General features: G+C 74.6%; 21 protein-coding genes. 7 read left to right on the forward strand and 14 right to left on the reverse strand.

From position 1 onward, the window contains the following. Window positions 1–8 precede the first annotated feature (8 nt). From FVA95_RS11950 to FVA95_RS11975, 6 genes are all read right to left on the reverse strand, one after another. Window positions 9–1,160: an acyl-CoA dehydrogenase family protein gene (locus tag FVA95_RS11950; protein WP_020627417.1), complete on the reverse strand. Its 1,152-nt coding sequence runs from the start codon at window positions 1,158–1,160 to the stop codon at window positions 9–11. Further along, window positions 1,157–2,167 (reverse strand): TIGR03617 family F420-dependent LLM class oxidoreductase, encoded by a 1,011-nt coding sequence (locus FVA95_RS11955; protein ID WP_149664273.1) that lies wholly within the window; start codon window positions 2,165–2,167, stop codon window positions 1,157–1,159. The genes FVA95_RS11950 and FVA95_RS11955 overlap by 4 nt, the downstream gene beginning before the upstream one ends. A gap of 1 nt (window position 2,168) precedes the next feature. Continuing rightward, on the reverse strand, window positions 2,169–3,056 hold the full coding sequence (locus tag FVA95_RS11960; RefSeq protein ID WP_149664274.1) for an alpha/beta fold hydrolase: 888 nt from the start codon (window positions 3,054–3,056) through the stop codon (window positions 2,169–2,171). A 209-nt stretch (window positions 3,057–3,265) separates the two neighbouring features. After that, window positions 3,266–4,183 carry an alpha/beta hydrolase gene (locus FVA95_RS11965; RefSeq protein ID WP_149664275.1) on the reverse strand — a complete coding sequence of 306 codons (918 nt, stop codon included), beginning with the start codon at window positions 4,181–4,183 and terminating at the stop codon, window positions 3,266–3,268. Between the two features lie 37 nt (window positions 4,184–4,220). Next, on the reverse strand, window positions 4,221–6,383 hold the full coding sequence (locus FVA95_RS11970; RefSeq protein ID WP_149664276.1) for a chorismate-binding protein: 2,163 nt from the start codon (window positions 6,381–6,383) through the stop codon (window positions 4,221–4,223). A gap of 58 nt (window positions 6,384–6,441) precedes the next feature. Further along, complete coding sequence (locus FVA95_RS11975; protein ID WP_161992286.1) at window positions 6,442–7,098, reverse strand: nuclease-related domain-containing protein; 657 nt, start codon at window positions 7,096–7,098, stop codon at window positions 6,442–6,444. Between the two features lie 73 nt (window positions 7,099–7,171). Here FVA95_RS11975 and FVA95_RS11980 point away from each other — a divergent pair, with 73 nt between their 5' ends. Continuing rightward, the gene (locus FVA95_RS11980) at window positions 7,172–7,687 is read left to right on the forward strand and encodes a DUF1992 domain-containing protein (protein ID WP_149664278.1); all 516 of its coding nucleotides are present in this window, start codon (window positions 7,172–7,174) and stop codon (window positions 7,685–7,687) included. A 95-nt stretch (window positions 7,688–7,782) separates the two neighbouring features. Here the strand turns inward: FVA95_RS11980 and FVA95_RS32855 are convergent, their stop codons facing one another. The 3 genes from FVA95_RS32855 to FVA95_RS11995 form a co-directional block, all read right to left on the reverse strand. Further along, the gene (locus FVA95_RS32855) at window positions 7,783–8,268 is read right to left on the reverse strand and encodes an SRPBCC family protein (protein ID WP_149664279.1); all 486 of its coding nucleotides are present in this window, start codon (window positions 8,266–8,268) and stop codon (window positions 7,783–7,785) included. Then, window positions 8,261–8,584: a helix-turn-helix transcriptional regulator gene (locus FVA95_RS32860; protein ID WP_149664280.1), complete on the reverse strand. Its 324-nt coding sequence runs from the start codon at window positions 8,582–8,584 to the stop codon at window positions 8,261–8,263. Before FVA95_RS32860 ends, FVA95_RS32855 begins: the two co-directional genes overlap by 8 nt. Window positions 8,585–8,686: 102 nt before the next feature. Next, window positions 8,687–9,220 carry a DUF1707 domain-containing protein gene (locus tag FVA95_RS11995; RefSeq protein WP_149664281.1) on the reverse strand — a complete coding sequence of 178 codons (534 nt, stop codon included), beginning with the start codon at window positions 9,218–9,220 and terminating at the stop codon, window positions 8,687–8,689. A gap of 167 nt (window positions 9,221–9,387) precedes the next feature. On the opposite strand from FVA95_RS11995, the gene FVA95_RS33690 reads away from it, so the two are divergent. Genes FVA95_RS33690 through aroQ form a run of 3 tightly spaced genes read left to right on the forward strand, consistent with a single transcriptional unit; the run spans window position 9,388 to window position 11,820 of the window. Continuing rightward, window positions 9,388–10,677, forward strand: a complete 1,290-nt coding sequence (locus FVA95_RS33690) for a sensor histidine kinase (RefSeq protein ID WP_149664282.1) — start codon at window positions 9,388–9,390, stop codon at window positions 10,675–10,677. After that, window positions 10,674–11,342, forward strand: coding sequence for a response regulator transcription factor (locus FVA95_RS12005; protein WP_149664283.1), 669 nt, complete (start codon window positions 10,674–10,676; stop codon window positions 11,340–11,342). Before FVA95_RS33690 ends, FVA95_RS12005 begins: the two co-directional genes overlap by 4 nt. Window positions 11,343–11,346: 4 nt before the next feature. Further along, window positions 11,347–11,820 carry a type II 3-dehydroquinate dehydratase gene (aroQ, locus tag FVA95_RS12010; RefSeq protein ID WP_205015831.1) on the forward strand — a complete coding sequence of 158 codons (474 nt, stop codon included), beginning with the start codon at window positions 11,347–11,349 and terminating at the stop codon, window positions 11,818–11,820. 7 nt (window positions 11,821–11,827) lie between these two features. Here aroQ and FVA95_RS12015 read toward each other — a convergent pair whose 3' ends face one another. Further along, window positions 11,828–12,238: a VOC family protein gene (locus FVA95_RS12015; RefSeq protein ID WP_149664284.1), complete on the reverse strand. Its 411-nt coding sequence runs from the start codon at window positions 12,236–12,238 to the stop codon at window positions 11,828–11,830. Between the two features lie 128 nt (window positions 12,239–12,366). Between FVA95_RS12015 and FVA95_RS12020 the strand changes: the two genes are divergently transcribed. Together FVA95_RS12020 and FVA95_RS12025 are read left to right on the forward strand one after the other, a co-directional pair. Further along, the gene (locus FVA95_RS12020; RefSeq protein ID WP_149664285.1) at window positions 12,367–13,356 is read left to right on the forward strand and encodes a Gfo/Idh/MocA family protein; all 990 of its coding nucleotides are present in this window, start codon (window positions 12,367–12,369) and stop codon (window positions 13,354–13,356) included. A gap of 72 nt (window positions 13,357–13,428) precedes the next feature. Continuing rightward, a complete protein-coding gene (locus FVA95_RS12025) occupies window positions 13,429–14,892 on the forward strand; it encodes a peptide MFS transporter (protein ID WP_149664286.1) in 1,464 nt (487 codons plus the stop codon). Window positions 14,893–14,958: 66 nt separating this feature from the next. Here the strand turns inward: FVA95_RS12025 and FVA95_RS12030 are convergent, their stop codons facing one another. The 3 genes from FVA95_RS12030 to FVA95_RS12040 all read right to left on the reverse strand — a co-directional run bounded on the left by FVA95_RS12030 (window position 14,959) and on the right by FVA95_RS12040 (window position 16,653). Next, window positions 14,959–15,366 carry a hypothetical protein gene (locus tag FVA95_RS12030; protein WP_149664287.1) on the reverse strand — a complete coding sequence of 136 codons (408 nt, stop codon included), beginning with the start codon at window positions 15,364–15,366 and terminating at the stop codon, window positions 14,959–14,961. A gap of 9 nt (window positions 15,367–15,375) precedes the next feature. Further along, a complete protein-coding gene (locus FVA95_RS31995; protein ID WP_205015830.1) occupies window positions 15,376–15,645 on the reverse strand; it encodes an anthrone oxygenase family protein in 270 nt (89 codons plus the stop codon). A 147-nt stretch (window positions 15,646–15,792) separates the two neighbouring features. Then, the gene (locus FVA95_RS12040) at window positions 15,793–16,653 is read right to left on the reverse strand and encodes an NAD(P)H-binding protein (protein WP_149664288.1); all 861 of its coding nucleotides are present in this window, start codon (window positions 16,651–16,653) and stop codon (window positions 15,793–15,795) included. A 134-nt stretch (window positions 16,654–16,787) separates the two neighbouring features. On the opposite strand from FVA95_RS12040, the gene FVA95_RS12045 reads away from it, so the two are divergent. Next, window positions 16,788–17,825: a cupin domain-containing protein gene (locus FVA95_RS12045; protein ID WP_149664289.1), complete on the forward strand. Its 1,038-nt coding sequence runs from the start codon at window positions 16,788–16,790 to the stop codon at window positions 17,823–17,825. A 113-nt stretch (window positions 17,826–17,938) separates the two neighbouring features. On the opposite strand, the gene FVA95_RS12050 is transcribed toward FVA95_RS12045, so the two are convergent. Next, window positions 17,939–18,108: integrase core domain-containing protein (locus tag FVA95_RS12050; RefSeq protein WP_149663856.1), on the reverse strand; the 170-nt coding region annotated here is incomplete at its 5' end.

The raw sequence follows: 18,108 nt of genomic DNA on the forward strand, positions 1-18,108 counted from the left end.
GTGCGGGCTCAGTAGGAGCGGGGCAGCCCGAGCACGTGCTCGGCGACGTGGTTGAGCACCATCTCCTGCGGCAGCGGGGCCAGGCGCATCAGGCGGGCCTCGGTGAAGTAGCGGCTCACGTCGTACTCGGTGGCGTAGCCGAACCCGCCGAGGGTCTGCACCGCCCGGTCCGCGGCGAAGAACGCGGCCTCGGCGGCCAGGAACTTCGCGGTGTTGGCCTGCTCGCCGCACGGCTCGCCCGCGTCGTAGCGGGCCGCGGCGTCGGCGATCACCAGTGCCGCCGCGTGCAGCCGCATGTGCGCCTCGGCCAGCGGGAACGCGATGCCCTGGTTCTGCCCGATCGGCCGCCCGAACACGGTGCGTTCCTTCGCGTACGCGACGGCGGCGGCGAGCGCTGCCCGTCCGGTGCCCAGCGCCTCGGCGGCGATCAGGATCCGTTCCGGGTTGAGCCCGTCGAGGATGAGCCGGAAGCCGCGACCCTCCTCCCCGACCAGGTCGGCGGCGTCGACGGGCAGGTCGTCGTAGACGACCTCGCAGGACACGACCGCGTTGCGGCCCAGCTTGTCGATCGGGGTGATCGTGACCTCGGGGCGCTGCAGGTCGGCGAGCAGCAGCGACAGCCCGTCGGTCCGCTTCGCCACCTCGGCGCGCGGGGTGGTGCGCACCAGCAGCAGGACCTTGTCGCAGTAGGGCGCCTTCGACGTCCACACCTTGCGTCCGCGGACCAGGTAACGGTCGCCGTCGCGGCGAGCGGTCGTGGTGATCGCGGTGGTGTCGAGGCCTGCGTCGGGCTCGGTCACACCGAACGCGACCTGCAGCGACCCGTCGGCGACCCGGGGCAGGTAGCGCCGCCGCATCTCCTCCGACCCGTGCTTCACGACGGGGTTCATCCCGAACACCGACAGGTGGATGGCCGAGGCCCCGTTCATCGCCGCCCCGGACGCGGCGACCTCCTCCATCACGGCGGCGGCCTCGGAGATCCCGGCGCCCCCGCCGCCGTAGGCCTCGGGGACGGCGACGCCGATCCAGCCGCCGGCGGCCATCGCGTCGTGGAACTCCTGGGGGAACCGGTGCTCGCGGTCGCAGGTGCGCCAGTACTCCGGCCCGAAGCCGGAGCAGACCGCGCGGACCCCCTCCCGGATCTCCGGGTGCGTGCTCACGTCGCCCGCAGCCGGGTGACCACGTCCAGCACCAGGGCGGGGTCGGCGTCGTAGGGGGTGCAGAGCGACACCCGGTCGACGAGGTCCCGGTAGCGGTCCGCGATCCCGGAGGCGACCGTGGCCGGGTCCCCGGAGACGGCGAACAGGTCCAGCAGGTCGTCGTCGACGAGGCCGGCCATCTCGTCCCAGGCCTGCCGGCGCGACAGTCCGTTGAGCTCGTCGGCGAGCGCCCCGCGGCCGTGGTGCTCCAGCACCGGGCGGTACGGCGGGGTGGAGGCGTAGAAGGCGATCTGACGGCGCACCCCGGCCTCGGCCGCGGCCCGGGCGTCGGCATCGGCGCCCAGGACGGTGAAGACCGGCAGGCAGACATCGAAGCCGGTGAGGTCGTCACGGCCCCGCCCACGGCGCAGCGCGGGCAGCGTCACCTCCGCCAGGTACGACGGCGAGGTCAGCGAGTGCGCCAGCAGACCGTCGGTGACCCGGCCCGCGACCTCGGTCATCCGCTCGCCCACCGCGGCCAGCATCACCGGCGGCATCCCGTGCGGGTTCGGCCCCGGCGAGAAGAACTCGGTCATCAGGGTGTGGGAGTAGAACTCGCCACGGTGGTGCAGCCGGTCCCCGGTGGCCCAGGCGTGGAAGATCGCCCGCAGTGCGGAGACGAAGTCCTCCATCCGGGCCGCGGGGCGGCTCCACGGCATCCCGAACCGGCGCTCGATGTGCGGGCGGACCTGCGAGCCCAGCCCGAGATCGAACCGGCCGCCGGAGAGCAGCTGCACGTCGTTGGCCTGGTAGGCCAGCGTCATCGGAGTGCGGGCGAAGGCCACCGCGATCGCGGACTGCAGCCGGATCCGGCTGGTGGCCCGGGCGGCCAGCGCCAGCGACACGAACGCGTCGTGCGCGGTCTCGGGGACCGACAGGGCGTCGTAGCCCGCGGTCTCCGCGGCGACCGCGGCCGCCTCGGTCTCGAGCGGGGAGGCGGAGAAGCCGCCGGTGGTGTCGACGCGCACCTCAGGCGTCCCGCTTCCCGGGGACGACGCGGTCGAGCCAGGACAGCAGGTCCGCGACGATCTCGTCGCGGTTGGTCTCGTTGAACACCTCGTGCCGGGCGCCCGGCCACACCTTCAGCGTGACGTCGTGCAGCCCGGCCTCGGCGTAGCGCTCGATCAACGGCCGCACCAGGGCCAGCCCGGCGTTGACCGGGTCCTCGTCCCCGACGACGACGTAGACCGGCAACCCGCCCGGGATCCGCTTCAGGGTGGCGACGTCGCCGAGCGGCCGGCCGGCGGCGAACATCGCCTGCGTGCCGGGCAGGTCGATGCCGAAGCCGCAGCGGGCGTCGGCCACGTAGGCGTCGACCTGCGCGGGGTCGCGGCTGAGCCACTCGAAGCCGGTGCGCTGCTCGAACGGCGCGTTGAACGACGACAGGTCCAGCGGCGCGGACAGGTCCAGCCCCTGCTCCATGAGGTCGAGCAGCGCGGTGCCGGAGAGCACCACCGCGTCCGGCGGGGTCCCGTCCGCGACGAGGAACTGCTGCACGGCGAACGAGCCCATGCTGTGGCCGAGCAGCACCAGCGGGGCGCCGGGGTGCTCGGTGCGGGCGTGCGCGGACAGCAGCCCGATGTCGGTGACGAGCTGGGCCCAGCCGTCGTCGCCGAGGACGCCGAAGTTCTCGGGCCCGCCCGCGGTGGCGCCGTGGCCGCGGTGGTCCTGGGCGTAGACGGCGAAGCCGCGGGCGGTCAGCGCCTCGGCCAGGGGGAGGTAGCGCAGGGCGTGCTCACCCATGCCGTGGGTGATCTGGACGATCCCGCGCACCGGGTCGCCCGCCTCGCCGGGGAGCCAGCGGTAGGCGGTGACGGCGGTGCCGTCGCGGCCGGAGAAGGTGAACGTGTCGGACATGCGTGGGCACCGCCAGTGGTGAGGGGTCGATCTCGGTCGGATCGTGCGTCACGGGGCCGAGGGGGTCAATGCCCGCCACCGGGTTTCGATCTCGGCGAGGTCGGCGACCATCGCCGCGAGGACACGCAGGGTGGCGTCGACGTCGGCGGCCTGGTCCCGCAGAACCGGTCCGCGAGCCGGTCGCGCTGCTGCCGGACCTCGCCGGGTGGTCAGCCGCCGAGCGCGCCACGCAGCCAGGCGACCGAGCGCGCCGTGAAGTCGTCGGCGATCGCGATGCCCTTGCCCCAGCCGTCGAAGCCGTGCGGGGCGCCGGGGACGACGTCGAGCTCGACCGGCACCCCGGCCTCGCGCAGCCGCCGCGCGTAGGTGACGTCCTCGTCGTGGAACAGGTCGACGTCGCCGACGCCGATCCAGGTGGGCGGCAGCCCCGACAGGTCGGGGCGACGGGCGGGCACCGCGTACGGGGCGGGCTCGCCGGTCCCGGGCGGGCGCCCCAGGTAGGCGTGCCAGCCGACCTCGTTGTTGCGGTTGTTCCACACCCGGTGCGGGGGCCGGTCGAGCTCGCGGCGGGCGGCGGTGCGGTCGTCGAGCATCGGGTAGACCAGCCACTGCGCGACCGGCTGCGGGCCGCCCTCGTCGTGCAGGCGCTGGACCAGCGCGGCGGCCAGGCAGCCCCCGGCGCTCGCCCCGCCGACGGCGATCCGCGCCGGGTCGATCCCCAGCCGGTCGGCGGCGTCGCGCAGCCAGGTCCAGCCGGCGTGGCAGTCGTCGAGCGCGGCCGGGAACGGGTCACCGGGGGCGAGCCGGTAGTCCACCGAGACGACGACGATCCCCAGCTCCGCGGCCAGCTCGCCGCACCGCTCGTCGTCGATCATGGCGGAGCCCAGCACGAGGCCGCCGCCGTGGAACCACAGCAGTGCCGCGGGCGTCGTGCGGTGGTCGGGGACGTGCACGCGCAGCAGCGGTGGGCCCGGATGCGTGGTCGACCGGACCCCGTCGACGGCGGCGGGCCTGCCGCGCCGGGACAGTCGCTGCAGCAGGCGCAGGAACCGGGGGCGGTGCAGCGGGAGCGGCGGTACCCAGCGCAGGGGGCGGCGCAGCTCGGTGGCGATCCGGTCGGTGCTCACGACCCGATCCTGCCCGGCGCCGCCCCGGGGCGACAGGTCACCGGGACAGGGCCTCGGCGAGGCGGCGGGTCAGCGGATCCGGGCCGTCCCAGCCCGCGACGGTGCGGCCGTCGTCGTCGACCCGGCGCACCCACTGCACCCCGCGCAGCGCGTTGACCAGCAGGAACCCGTCGGCCTCGGCGAGCGCGGCCAGGGGCAGCGGCGCGATGCGCACGGCGTCGGGGCCCACCAGGTCGAGCAACGCGCGTCGGCCGGTGCCCGGGAGGATGCGGCCGTCGAGCGGGGGGACCCACAGCCGGCCGCGGTGCACGGCGGCGACGGCGGACCGCGTCGTCTCCAGCACCAGCCCCGTCGGGTCGCACAGCAGCGGCGTGCCGTCCCCGCCCGCCGTCGTGGCCTCGTGGGCGTCGAGCCACCGTCGGTCGGCGAACTTGTGGGACTCGCCGTCGGCGCTGCGCCGGACGACGGCGACCACACCGCCCTGCGTGTCGAGGGCGACCGGCCCGGGCCAGGGGACCGCGTGCACCGTGAGCCGTGACGGGTCGTCCGGCGCCGCCTCGACCCGGACCCGGTGGTGCCCGGCAGTCTCCGCGACGGCCGCGGCGACCTCGGCCTCGATCCGCGCGTCGAGGGGGCGGCCGGTGACCGCGAGGTAGGAGCGCCGCAGCCGGGCGGCGTGCTCGCCGACCCGGTGGGCCCGGCCGTCGACGCAGGCCAGCGTCTCGAACAGGCCCGCTGCCCGGTCGGCGGGCCGTCCGACGTGCGGCCGGACCGGCCGTGGCGGGCCGTCGAGCGCGGCCAGGACCGGGGCCGCCTTGGTCAGGACCTCGCCGAACTCCTCCGCCGGGTCGGAGTCGACGGTGATGCCCCCGCCGACCCCGAGCCGGCCGGTGCGGCTGCTGTCGGGCCCGGCGGGGCCGAGGTCGAGGGTGCGGATCGCGACGTTCAGCTCCAGCCCGGCCAGCGGGCTCACCCCGCCGACGGCGCCGGTGAACAGTCCGCGGTCGCCGTCCTCGCAGTCGGCGATCACCTCGCAGGCCCGGATCTTCGGCGCCCCGGTGACCGAACCCGGCGGGAACGTGGCGGTGAGCAGGTCGGCGTCGGTGACGTCCTCGCGCAGGGTCGCGTGCACCCGCGACACCAGGTGCCACACCCCCGGGTGCGGTTCGACGGCGAGCAGCCGCCCCGGCCGCACCCCGCCGGGCCGCGCCACCCGGGCCAGGTCGTTGCGCATCAGGTCGACGATCATGACGTTCTCCGCCGCGTCCTTCACCGAGGCGCCGAGCCGGGCACGTTCGGCGTCGTCGCCGACGCCGCCGGTGCGCGGCCGGGTGCCCTTGATCGGCGCGGTGGTGACCCGGTCGCCGGCACGGTGCAGGAACAGCTCCGGGCTCGCGCCCACCGCCGCCCGCTCCGGCGTCACGACGAGCGCGGCACGGGCGGGCGCGACCGGCTCGACGAGCCGGGCCCACGCCTCGTGCGGGTCGCCGTCGAGCCGGACCTCCAGCCGGGTCGCGATGTTGGCCTGGAAGATCTCGCCGCGCCGGATCTCGGTGACGCACCGCTCGACCGCGGCCAGGTGCGCGTCCCGGTCGGGCCATCGGGTGACCGCGATCCGGGCCGTCCGTTCCGGCGCCGGTCGGGCGAGGTCGGCGCACAGCCGCGCGTACCGGCGCTCGGCCGAGCAGGTGTCGGGGTGCACCGCGCCCGGGTGGTCGGGCAGGCCCGGCAGCGGGGCGCCGCAGGCGACCAGCGCCTCGAACCACCAGCGCTCGCCGTCGTGGCGCAGCACGTCGCGGTACCAGGACAGTGCCGCCGTCGGTCGCACGCCGGGCGGGGCGTGGTCCAGCAGCCCGAACCAGCCACCCCCGACAGCCGTGTCGATCCCCGTGTCGATCCCTGCGTCGGTCCCTGTGCCGGTTCCGGTGTCCGCCCCTGCGTCCCGGGGCGCGCCCGGGGTCGCCTGCGGACCCGCGGACCGCGGCGGCGCGTCGAGCACGGCGAACGGGTCGGCCCCGGCCGGCGCGGTGAGCACCGGGTCGGTGGCGACGAGCGCCCCCCAGGACCAGCTCCCACCGAAGGCGACCAGCCGCGGCCGGTGGGCGAGCCGGCGCACCGCCGCCGCCACCCCGGACGGCGCGACGTCCGCCGGGATCGGGACACGGTGCAGCCCGGTCCGGGCCGGTGCGGTCGAGGTCACCGGGAGAGCATGCTGATCCGTCCCCGCGCGGGGAAGGCGCCGTGACCCGGCGCACGCCTCACCCCCAGCTCTCCGGGCGCCGTGCCACGGCGTGGATCCGGTCCATCTCCCACGGGCCGAGGACCGCGGTCAGCCCGCGCAGGGCGTGCACCAGCGCGCCCTCGGTGGCGACCACGACGTCGTCGGGCCAGCGGCGCACCCGGAGCGGCGCCCCGACCAGCGCGATCACCGGGCGGACCGGCGTCGAGGCGGCGGCAGGCCCGAGACGGGGGAGCAGCAGCTCACGGACCCGCTGCGCCTCGGCCCGGGCCCGCGGGACGGCGTCCGTGGCCGTCCCGGCGACGACCAGCCGCTCTCCGTCGAGCAGCAGGGAGCGGCCGCGGTGATGGCGGGTGTCGATGACACAGATGCCGGGCGGCCCGATCAGGACGTGGTCGAGATCGGCGGCGCCGCCGTCGAGCGGGACCGAGTGCAGGACCTGCCACGCCGCGGGCCTGCCGAGCAGCCGATCCCGTCGGGTCCGGCCGGTCAGCGCGGTCAGCAGGTGCGCGGTGCGCTGCTCCCCGTCGGCCCCGAGGCGCCAGTTGCGGTCGGGGAACCCCGCGCTCCGCTGCTGCGCCGCGACGTGCCCGGCCCGCCGGCCGGGGTAGTGGCGCGCCAGGTCGAGGGCGCGGGAACGATCGGTCGAGGGAGTCGTCGAGGAGGTCGTCGTCATGGCCGGGAGTGTGCACCCGAGCACCGACAGGAATCGGTGCCCGCCGGTACCCTCGCGGTGGGGTGGTGCAGCCATGAACGGTGTGGACCCGCGGTTCGAGTCGCCGGTCGACCGGGCGATCCGGGAGGCCGTCGAGCGGGGCGACTTCGACGACCTGCCCGGCAAGGGCAAGCCGTTGCCCGGCGCGGGACGGATCGGCCCGGTCGAGGAGAACTGGTGGATCCGCGGCTACCTGGAGCGGGAGGGCGTCCCGGGTGACGCGCTGCTCCCGCCGTCGCTCCAGCTGCGCAAGGAGCTGGACCGGATCGACGAGACCGTCACCCGCTTCGTCGACGAGCGCCGCGTGCGCGAGCACGTCGAGGAGGTCAACTCCCGGGTCGTCGACCACATGCGCCACCCGATGGGCCCGCGCGTCCCGATCCGCAGGCTCGACGCCGACGAGGTCGTCGCGCGGTGGCACGCGGCCCGGGAACGCCGCCGCGCCGCCGCCCGGCCCGCTGCTCCTTCCGACGCGGCACGGCTCGGCACCGTGTCGGAGTCCGGACCGCGGTCCCGTGGGGGCTGGTGGGCCCGTCTGCTCGGCCGCTGAGACCGTCGCTCACGGCGCCCGTCGGCCACCGGGACCGGGCGTCGCCGGGCCCGATCGGCGGCCCGGACCGACGGTGAGCAGGTCCGTGCGTGGCCTCACCGCGCAGGCGCCGCCGGTGTCCGTGGTGCGAAGTGACCGGGGGAGGCCAGCGGACGTCCGGTCTCCAGCAGCGTCTTGAGCGCGGACAGGATCGCGGGCCAGCCCTCACCGACGTCACGGGCGTCCCGTGCGCCCTGCTCGTCGTCGGTGAAACCGGTGTGGACGACCTGCAGCTTGACCGCCTCGTCGCCGAACGGGGAGAGCGCGAACTCGACGACGGTCGGCGGCCGCCCCGCGGCCCGTTCGGCGCGGCCGGTGAAGGTGTAGGACAGCCGGTGCGGCGGCTCGACGGCGAGGATCTCGCCGATGAAGTCGTCGTGGTCGGGGTGGATCGCCTCCAGCGGGTTCCCGACGCGCCAGTCCGAGGTCAGCTCCGCGCCGCCCCAGTACTGCATGGTGAACTCCGGCGTGGTCAGCGCCCGGAACACCTGCTCGGCGGTGCTGCGGATGTAGGTCGTGTAGACGTAGCGACGCTCACTCATCGTTCTCCTCCAGCGCCGCGCGCAGGGCGGTGACCGCCTGCACCCGGCTGCGCTCGAACTTCCCGATCCACCGGTCGTGGATCTCCTGGATGGGGACCGGGTCGAGGTGGTGGAGCTTCTCCCGGCCGCGCCGCAGGGTCGTCACCAGTCCGGCGGCCTCCAGCTGCGCGAGGTGCTTGGACACGGCCTGGCGGCTCATGTCCAACCCCTCGCACAGCGCGCCGAGCGTCGACTCACCCTGCTCGTGCAACCGGTCGAGGATGCGCCGTCGCGTCGGGGCCGCGAGTGCGCGGAAGACGGCGTCCAGGTCGGTCACGCGGCCAATTATGCAACTATTTGGTTGCCTGTCAATCGCTGCCGGTCCAGACGACCGCGAGCAGTACGTGCACCGTCCGCCCGGCCTGCTCGGCGACGGCGGTCACCGCAGCTCCTCGGGCAGCTCCTCGTCCGGCGAGACCTCGCGCTCGGCCCGCCGGGAGTGCACGAACAGGATCAGTCCCAGCCAGAACGCCGGCCCGATCGGCGCGAACAGCGGCGCCGGCCCGAGCACCGCGCCCAGGACCAGCAGGAGCAGCACGACGACGGTCACCCCGGCGTGGATGCGCAGGTTGCGCCGAGCGCGGGGAGTGAGCGGACCACGCCGGGGGTGCCGCGGCCGCGGCGGGCGGGGCAGCCCGGAGAGCAGCGGGACGAGCTCGTCGCGGGTGCGGGCGGCGTAGGCGGCGGCCTGCCGCTCGTCGGACTCGGCGAGGGTCAGCCGCCCCTCGGCGGCGGCGGTCCGCAGCCGGGCGGTGACGTGCTCGCGCTCGGAGTCGGAGGCGAGCACGGCGTCCGACCGGAGCGGAGTCGCCGGGCCCTGCGTGGCCGGTGTGGCCGCGGCCGGGAGGGGCGTGGCCGGTACCGGGGTGCTGTCCGGTCCGGGTGCGGGACGGGTGTCCGGAGTCGCTGTCATGACGGCCAGCGTCGCGGTGCCGGGGGTCGCGCGCGTCCGCCCGCGGTGGCCGATCCCGCTGCCGCCACCGGGGGAGGAACGCCCGTCCGCGTACTCCCTCGGGTGTACGGCACCGGTCATCGTCCGGACGACGCCCGCTGTCGGTGCCCCGGTCTATGGTGTCCCGCGTGCCCGCCGACCGACGTCCGATGTGGGGTCCGATCGCGCGGGTCCTCGTCCCTGCCCTGGTCGTCGGCCTGCTCACCGCGGGCGGGACGGCGTTCACCGTCGCCCGCAGCGCGCGGTACCCGGACCCGGGCACGACGGCGCTCCCGCTCGACGTGCTCGCCGTCGTGCTGCTCGCGGCGGGGCCGGTCGCGCTGCTGTTCCGGCACCTGAACCGGGTCGTGGCGCTCGCGGTGTGCGCGGCCGCCGTCGTCGTCTACCTGGGTCTGGGGTATCCGCTGACGGGGCCGCTGGGGTTCGCGTTCGCCGTGGCGCTGGTGTCCGCGGTCGCCGCGGGACGCCATCATCGGGCCCTCGCGGTGGTGGTCGTCGCGGCGGCGGTGCTGGCCGGGTGGCTGCTCGTGGCCGGGCGGCCGATCCCGTGGCCGGCGACCGCCCCGGTGCTGGCCTGGCTGGCGGCACTCGTCGCGGCCGGTGCCCTGTGGCGGGTGCGGCGCGAGCGCACGGCGCAGGCCCGGCGGGCCGCCGAGGCCGAGCGTCGGCGCAGCGCCGACGCCGAACGGCTGCGTATCGCCCAGGAGCTGCACGGCGTGCTGGGCCACCACGTCTCCCTGATCAACGTGCAGGCCGGGGTCGCGCTCTACCTGATGGACGACGACCCGGAGCAGGCCCGCACCGCGCTCACCGAGATCAAACGGGCCAGCCGCGACCTGCTGCGCGAGATGCGCTCCACCCTCGGGGTGCTGCGTGGGGTCGACGAGCAGGCCCCGCGTGCGCCCACCCCCGGCCTGGACCGGCTCGACGCGCTGCTCGACGAGGTGCGCGCCGCGGGGCTGCCGGTGCGGCGCGCCACCGAGGGGACCCCGCGGCCGTTGCCCACGGGGGTCGACCTGGCCGCGTACCGGATCGTGCAGGAGTCGCTGACCAACACGCGTCGGCACGCGGGGGCGGGCACCGCGGTGGTCACGCTGCGGTTCGGCGACGACGCCCTGGACCTGACCGTCGACGACGACGGTGCCGGCCCCGCCCCCGGCGCGGTGGACGGCACGGGACTGACCGGCATGCGCGAGCGTGCGCGTTCGGTCGGCGGGACGTTGGCGGCGGGCCCGGGCCCGGAGCAGGGGTTCCGGGTGCACGCCCACCTGCCCGCACCCCCGGCCGACCCCGCCACCACCAGCCCCGCCATCGCTGATCCGGCCACCGCCGAACCCGCCGCCGATCCCGTCCCGGCCGACCTCCTCGCGCGGGGCCACGTCCCCGACCACCCCGCGACCCCGGGAGCCGACAGGTGATCCGTGTCCTGCTCGCCGACGACCAGGCGCTCGTCCGCTCCGGGTTCCGCGCGCTGCTCGGCTCCCAGCCCGATCTGGACGTGGTCGCCGAGGCCGCCGACGGCGCGCAGGCCGTCGCGGCGGTCCGCGACCACCACCCGGACGTCGTGCTCATGGACATCCGGATGCCCGGCACCGACGGCATCACGGCGACGCGGGAGATCACCGGCGACCCGGACCTCGCCGGCACCCGGGTCGTCGTCCTGACCACGTTCACCGACGACTCCTACGTCTTCGACGCGATCCGCGGTGGCGCCAGCGGCTTCCTGGTCAAGGACTCCGAACCGGCCGACCTCATCCACGCCATCCGGGTCGTCCACGGCGGGGAGGCCCTGCTCGCCCCGGCGGTCACCCGCACCCTGATCGCCGAGTTCGCGGCGCGCTCGCGGGGCGGCCCCGACGGCGCCGTCCGGCTCGACGAGCTCACCGACCGTGAGCGGGAGGTCCTCGCCGAGGTCGCGGCCGGGTTGTCCAACGACGAGATCGCCGCCCGCCTGCACATGAGTCCGACGACGGCGAAGACCCACGTCAGCCGCACGATGACCAAGCTGGGTGCACGGGACCGCGCGCAGCTGGTCGTCCTGGCCTACGAGTCGGGTCTGGTCCGCCCCGGCTGGCGCGGCTGAGAGGATCGCGGGTGTGACCACCGTCTTCGTGTTCAACGGCCCGAACCTCAACCTGCTCGGGACCCGCAAGCCGGAGGTGTACGGGACCACCGTGCTCACCGACGTCGAGGCGCTGTGCCGGGAGTCGGCCGCCGCGCACCACCTCGAGCTGGACTTCCGCCAGACCAACCACGAGGGCGTCCTCGTCGACTGGATCCACGAGGCCGGTACCGCGGTGAAGCGCGGCGACGCGATCGGCCTGGTCCTCAACGCCGCCGCCTACACCCACACCTCGGTCGCGCTGCACGACGCGATCGAGGGCGCCGAGCTCCCCACGGTCGAGGTGCACATCTCCAACGTGCACGGTCGAGAGACCTTCCGGCACCACTCGTTCGTCTCGCCGGTGGCGGCCGGGATCGTCGTCGGGTTCGGCATCGACGGCTACGCGCTCGCGATCGACGGACTCGTCCGCAAGGTGCGCCCGCTGCGCGCGGTCTGACCCGGGCTCACTCCCCGGCGACGGCCGACGGGTCCATCCACACGAACTCGAGGTGGTGGCCGTCCGGGTCGTCGATCCCGCGGCCGTACATGAAGCCGTGGTCCTCGGTCTTGCCGGACAGGATGCCGCCGGCGGCCAGACCGGCCTCGATCAGCCGGTCGACCTCGTCGCGGCTGTCCACGCCGAAGGCAGTGATGACCTCGCGGGCGGTCCGCGGGTCGGCGACGCCGGGCTGCTCGGTGAACTCCCGGAACCGGTCCTGGGTCATCACCATCACGACGATGGCGTCGCTGACGACGAACGAGGCGGTGCGTTCGTCGGAGAACTGCTCGTTCAGCCCGAAACCGAGGGCGGAGTAGAAGGCCTTCGCCGCGGCGAGGTCGGCGACCGGGAGGTTGACGAAGATCATGTTCGGCATCGCGGGCTCCTGTGTGGATCTGGCCCCGGGGGCTCCGGCGCCGTTCGAAGGGGTGGACCGGGCGCGGTGACCGGACTCATCGGCCGGCCGCCGGGAACTTCCCGCCGGGGCCGGGCAGGATCGGGGACATGAGCGTGAAGTGGGGAATCATCGGTCCGGGCCGCATCGCCGACGCCGCCGCGCCGGACTTCGTGCACGTGCCCTGCGCCGAGCTCGTCGCCGTCGCGTCACGTTCCGCGGAACGCGGCGCGGAGTTCGCCCGCCGGCACGGGATCGAGCGGGTGCACACCGGCTACCGGGCGATCCTCGACGACCCGGACGTCGACGTCCTCTACGTCGCGACCCCGCACCCGCAGCACCGGGCGATCGCCCTGGCCGCGATCGAGGCGGGCAAGGCGCTGATGGTGGAGAAGGCGTTCACCGTCAGCTCCGTCGCGACCCGCGAGATCGCCGCGGCCTCCCGCAACCGGGGGGTGTTCGTGATGGAGGCGATGTGGACGCGGTTCTTCCCCGCCGTCGTCCGGCTGCGCGAGCTCGTCGCCGAGGGCGCGATCGGGGAGGTCCGCTCCGTGCAGGCCGATCTCGGCGTGCGCAACCGCACCGCCGACGACGACCGCTTCTTCTCCCCGGAACTGGGCGGCGGTGCCCTGTTCGACCTCGGTGTCTACGTGGTCTCCTTCGCCCAGATGCTGCTCGGCAGCCCGAGCACGGTCGCCGCGAGCGGCGCGCTCACCCCGTCCGGTGTGGACCTGGAGGAGTCGATCCTGCTCGGCTGGCCCGACGGCCGCAGCGCCGCGCTGCAGGTCAGCCTGCAGTGCGCGATGCCCGGCTCGGCCCGGGTGATCGGCACCGAGGGCTGGATCGAGGTCCCGCCGCGGTTCCACCACCCGGACCGGATCGTCGTGCACCGGCACGGCGCCGACCCGGAGGAGCTCGTGCTGCCGTCCACCGGGCGTGGCTACAGCCACGAGATCGAGGAGGTGACCCGGCGGGTCGCGGCGGGTGAGACGGAGAGCCCGGTCATGCCGCTGGCGGACACCGTCGCCGTCCAGGACGTCATGGCCGCCGTGGCGGACCGGATCGGGATGGTCCCGGAAGAGGGGCCCGCGTCCCTCTGACGGGTCGCGATGCGGTGACGGTCACCGGTCAAGCGCTTTACGATCGTTGCGTCGCGGAGTAGACCGAACGGCGTGTCCGACACCACGACCACACCCCAGCGCCGGGAGAGGACCTTTCTCGGCCACCCCGTCCAGCTCGCGACGCTCTTCGGCGTCGAGATGTTCGAGCGGTTCTCCTTCTACGGCATGCAGGGGATCCTGCTCATCTACATGTACTACTCGGTCACCCAGGGCGGCCTGGGGCTGGACGAGGGGGTGGCGGCGGGCATCGTCGGTGCCTACGGCGGCACCGTCTACCTCTCGACGATCCTCGCGGCCTGGTCCGCCGACCGGCTCTTCGGGCCCGAGCGGGTGCTGTTCGGCAGCGCCGTCTCCGTGATGGCGGGACACATCGCGCTGGCGCTGGTCCCCGGTGCGGCCGGGCTCGCGATCGGCCTGGTGCTGGTCGCGTTCGGCAGCGGCGGGATCAAGGCGAACGCCTCGACGATCCTGGCCTCGCTCTACGGCCCGGGCGACGACCGTCGCGACGCCGGGTTCTCGATCTTCTACCTGGGCGTCAACATCGGCGCCTTCAGCGGGCCGCTGCTCACCGGCGTGCTGCAGTCGACGTGGGGCTTCCACATCGGCTTCGGTGCCGCTGCGGTCGGCATGGCGATCGGACTGGTCCAGTACTGGTTCACCCGGCGCGCGCTCCCGGCGTCGGGCTGGGTCGTCCCGAACCCGCTCCCGGCCGCCACCCGGACCCGGGCCGGGATCGGCGCGGTCGTGCTGCTGGTCGTCATCGGTGTCCTGATCGCCACCGACGTGATCACCGCCGACCGGCTGAAGTGGATCGTGTTCGGAATCGTCCTGGTCGCGACCGTCTCCTACTTCACGCTGATGCTGACCAGTCCCAAGGTGGACCGCGTCGAGCGCCGCAGGGTGCTGGCGTTCCTGCCGATGTGGCTCGCCTCGGTGATGTTCTGGGCGATCTTCCAGCAGATCTTCACCGTGCTCACCATCTACGCCGACAAGCGTCTGGACCGCACGATCCTCGGCTGGGAGATGCCGGTGACCTGGGCCCAGTCGATCGAGCCGGTCTTCGTGATCCTGCTCGCCGGCGTCTACGCGACGGTGTGGACCAAACTCGGCCCGCGTCAGCCGGCGTCGCCGGCGAAGATGGCGATCGGCACGATCATCATCGGTGTCGGCTTCCTGCTGTTCGTGCCGCTGGCAGGTACCGGAGCGAACGGCACCCCGATGCTGGCCGTCGCTGGGATCCTTCTGGTGTTCTGCATCGGCGAGCTCTTCACATCGCCGGTCGGTCAGTCGCTGTCGACGAAGCTGGCTCCGGCCGCGTTCCGCACCCAGATGGTGGCCCTGTTCTTCCTATCGGTCTCGATGGGCACGGTGCTCGCCGGAGTCCTGGCAGACTTCTACAGCGAAGAGAACGAAGCCGCGTACTTCGGCATCACCGGGGCCGCTGCGATCGTCGTCGGCATCGTGGTGCTCGCGCTCGTCCCGAAGCTGAAGGTGCTGATGGAGGGCGTCCGCTAGATCCTGATCGAACACCGGTTCGATCCGTCCCCAACTGTGCACACACCTGTGGACAACTCCGGTGGATCACCGGCGACGGGTGCGCCGGACCGTCGGTGAGTCCATCGTGTCGCCGGCCATCTCCCGGGCGATCCGCACGACGTGCGCGCGGATGTCCGGGGGCTGGTCGGCGATCCGCAGCGCCAGCATCTCCAGCACGGAGGCGAGCCCGAACGCGATCTCGGGACGGCTGAGCCCGGCGTAGTGCGCCTGTACGGCCTCGTGTCGCAGGGCCGCCGCGGCGGCGAGCACCGTCTCGCGGTCGGTGCGCAGGGCGGCCAGCCGTCGTCGTTCGTGGGTGTTCATGCTCCCCCGGTCGTCGTCGCGGAGCCGTCGCGGACGACGGCCGGTCCGCACCCGGGGGAGCGGGTGCGGCGACCAGCGTGCCCCGCCCTCCCCGGCCGGCGCCAGGCGGGTCCCCGAGATGTCGCACACACGTTCGACTCAGAGCAGCAGCAGGGCCACGCCGAGTGCCGAGACCATCCCCCGGAGGTGGTTCGCGGCGCTCCAGCGCGGGGCGAAGGCGACCCAGTCGCCGTCGTGCTCCAGGGCGTTGTTGAGCGGGATGTTCACCGCGGCGGTCACGACGAAGCCGGCCAGCACCGCGACCCCGCCGGCGATCCGCAGCGGCTGCCCGCCGAGCACACCGGTCACCGTCACCGCGCAGGCGAGCAGCGCGGTGCCGGCGAACAGCGTCCCGAACAGCGGATTCACGATCGCCCGGTTCACCCCGACGCATCACTGCGGCCGCCTCCGCCGCGGGACGACGGCGCAGGGCGGGCAGCACCGCGACCGAGAACGCCAGGTAGATCCCGCCGAGCAGACCCGCCCCGGTGGCGGCGGCGCCGTCGAGGAACCCGGTCATCGCGTCACCCCCGCTGCCCACTGCTCGACGGTCAGCACGTCGTCGACGGCGCCCCGCGGCCCGTGCGCGCGGATCTCCCCGCGGTTGAACGCCCGGTTCATCGCGACGTGCAGCCGCGCCCCGTCCGCCGGCATCCCGGCCCCGCGCAGCAGCTGCTCCATCTCCTCGTCCGGGACGCGCACGTAGGTCAGGTCCGGCAGGCCCAGCGCGGGCCCGAGCGCGGCGACGACGTCGGGCACCGTCCGGTCCGCGGCGCCCTGCACCTCGACGACCTCCGGTGCGTCCGGGGCGAGCAGCGCCGCGGCGGCGGCCTGTCCGACGTCGCGGGTGGCGACCATCGGCAGCGCGACGTCGGGGTCCACGGAGTCCGCGTGCACGCCGTGCGCCCGCATGGCGACCGACCACAGGAACGACTCCAGGAACAGGCCCGGCCGGACCCGGGTGACGTGGCCGTCGAGCGTCGCCAGCCGGTCCTCCTGGTCGTGCAGGCTGCCCAGGTAGCCGGTCACGGCGAGGTCCGGGCCGCCCGGGACCTCCGCCCCGAGCGAGCTCAGCGCGACGACCCGGGGCACGGCCGCGTCGCGCAGGGCGGCGACGACGGACTCCCCGAGCCGGGCCTGGTGGGCGGCGTGGTCGGGCGCGTTGACGTCGAAGGGCAGCAGCACGAAGGCGGCGGCCGCTCCGTCGAACGCCCGGCGCAGGAACGCCCGGTCGCCGAGGTCACCCGGCCACGGCCGCACCCCCGGCGCGGCGACGGCCGGGCGGCGGGCGACGGCGCGGACGTCCACCCCGGCCGCGATCAGCTCCCGGACGACCTGTGATCCCACGTTCCCGGTCGCCCCCAGCACGGTGATCATGTCGAACTCCTCTCGTCGGTGTCCGTCCACGATCACCGCCGATGAGCGGACGCAGAATGGCTGTGTGTCCACAAACGATGCTCATCCGCCCACAGGTGGGGATGAGCTGTGGACGAACTGTCATGCTGTGCACCGTGTCCACCGCGCCGCCGTTCCCGGCCGCCGACCCGCTCGGGGAGGCGCTGCACGTGCTGCGCATGGACGGCGTCTTCTACTGCCGCTCCGAGCTCGGCGAACCGTGGGGGATGACGCTGCCGGCGACGCCGGGCTGTCTCTGGTTCCACGTCGTCACCTCCGGCGGATGCCGGCTGACCGTCGATGGCGCTGTCGACGGCGCTGCCGAGGGCACTGCCGACGGCGCTGCCGGCGGGGCGGCGGGCGGGACCGACCGCGAGCTGCGGCCCGGTGAGCTCGTCGTCGTGCCGCGGGGGACCGGGCACGTGCTGCGCAGCGCGCCCGGCGTGCTCGCCCCGGACATCCGGTCGATCCCGCACCCGATGCTCGACGGGCGCTACGCCCTGCTCCGGCACGGCGGCGACGGTCCGGTGACCCGGATGGTGTGCGGCGCGGTCCGGTTCTCCCACCCCGCCGCGGGCGACCTCGTCGCGAGCCTGCCCGACCTCGTCCGGGTCGAACCGTCGCCGGTCGGGGACCGGGTCCAGGACACGCTGCGGCTGCTGGCCGCGGAGGTCGAGCACGGCGGCCCCGGCAGCGACGCGGTCATCACCAGGCTGGCCGACGTCCTGGTCCTGCAGGCGGTGCGCGGCCGGCTGCAGGCCGACGCGGCCACCCGCACCGGCTGGCTCGGGGCGCTCGCCGACGACCGGATCGGCCGCGCGCTCGCCGCGGTGCACCGCGAGCCGGAGCGGGACTGGACCGTCGCCGCGCTCGCCGCGACGGCGGCCATGTCGCGCTCGGCGTTCTCCGCCCGGTTCACCGAGCTCGTCGGCGAGCCCGCGATGAGCTACGTGACCCGGTGGCGGATGCACGCGGCCGCCGAGTTCCTGTCTGGGGGGAGTGGGACGGTGGCGCAGGCGGCCCACCGGTTCGGCTACCGCTCCGAGGCGGCGTTCGCGCGGGCCTTCGCCCGCGTCGTCGGGGAGCCCGCCGGACGGGTGCGCCGGCACGGGCTGGCCGGCACGGCCGACGCTCTGGCCGCCTTCCGAACCTGATCCGACCCCTCGCACACACGTTCGACACAGGGCTGCTACGCTGCGACGACGCCGCCAGGAGAGGAGCAGTGCATCGAGTCGATCGTCTTGTATCCAGTCCTCTCGCAGCTGTTCTAGATGTGATGTCCAGGGAGGTTGGTCAGCCTGGTGACTGGTGGCTGGCCGCCGATGGCGGAGTGAGCGCGGTGGTGATTGTAGAAGTGCAGCCAGCCGGGTAGGGCGTCGTTGCGTTGGCGGGTCGACTCATAGAGTCGGGCGTAGGCCCAGCCGTCGGCCAGGGTCC

The organism is Pseudonocardia sp. EV170527-09, from assembly GCF_008369905.1.
Taxonomy (GTDB): Bacteria; Actinomycetota; Actinomycetes; order Mycobacteriales; family Pseudonocardiaceae; genus Pseudonocardia.

Bases quoted from the DNA above. Each gene is read 5' to 3' on its own strand.
- FVA95_RS11995 (WP_149664281.1), bottom strand. From the start codon at position 9,220: ATGACAGCGACTCCGGACACCCGTCCCGCACCCGGACCGGACAGCACC.
- FVA95_RS32855 (WP_149664279.1), bottom strand. From the start codon at position 8,268: ATGAGTGAGCGTCGCTACGTCTACACGACCTACATCCGCAGCACCGCC.
- FVA95_RS11980 (WP_149664278.1), top strand. From the start codon at position 7,172: ATGAACGGTGTGGACCCGCGGTTCGAGTCGCCGGTCGACCGGGCGATC.
- FVA95_RS12015 (WP_149664284.1), bottom strand. From the start codon at position 12,238: ATGCCGAACATGATCTTCGTCAACCTCCCGGTCGCCGACCTCGCCGCG.
- FVA95_RS12040 (WP_149664288.1), bottom strand. From the start codon at position 16,653: ATGATCACCGTGCTGGGGGCGACCGGGAACGTGGGATCACAGGTCGTC.
- FVA95_RS12020 (WP_149664285.1), top strand. From the start codon at position 12,367: ATGAGCGTGAAGTGGGGAATCATCGGTCCGGGCCGCATCGCCGACGCC.
- FVA95_RS11975 (WP_161992286.1), bottom strand. From the start codon at position 7,098: ATGACGACGACCTCCTCGACGACTCCCTCGACCGATCGTTCCCGCGCC.
- FVA95_RS11960 (WP_149664274.1), bottom strand. From the start codon at position 3,056: ATGTCCGACACGTTCACCTTCTCCGGCCGCGACGGCACCGCCGTCACC.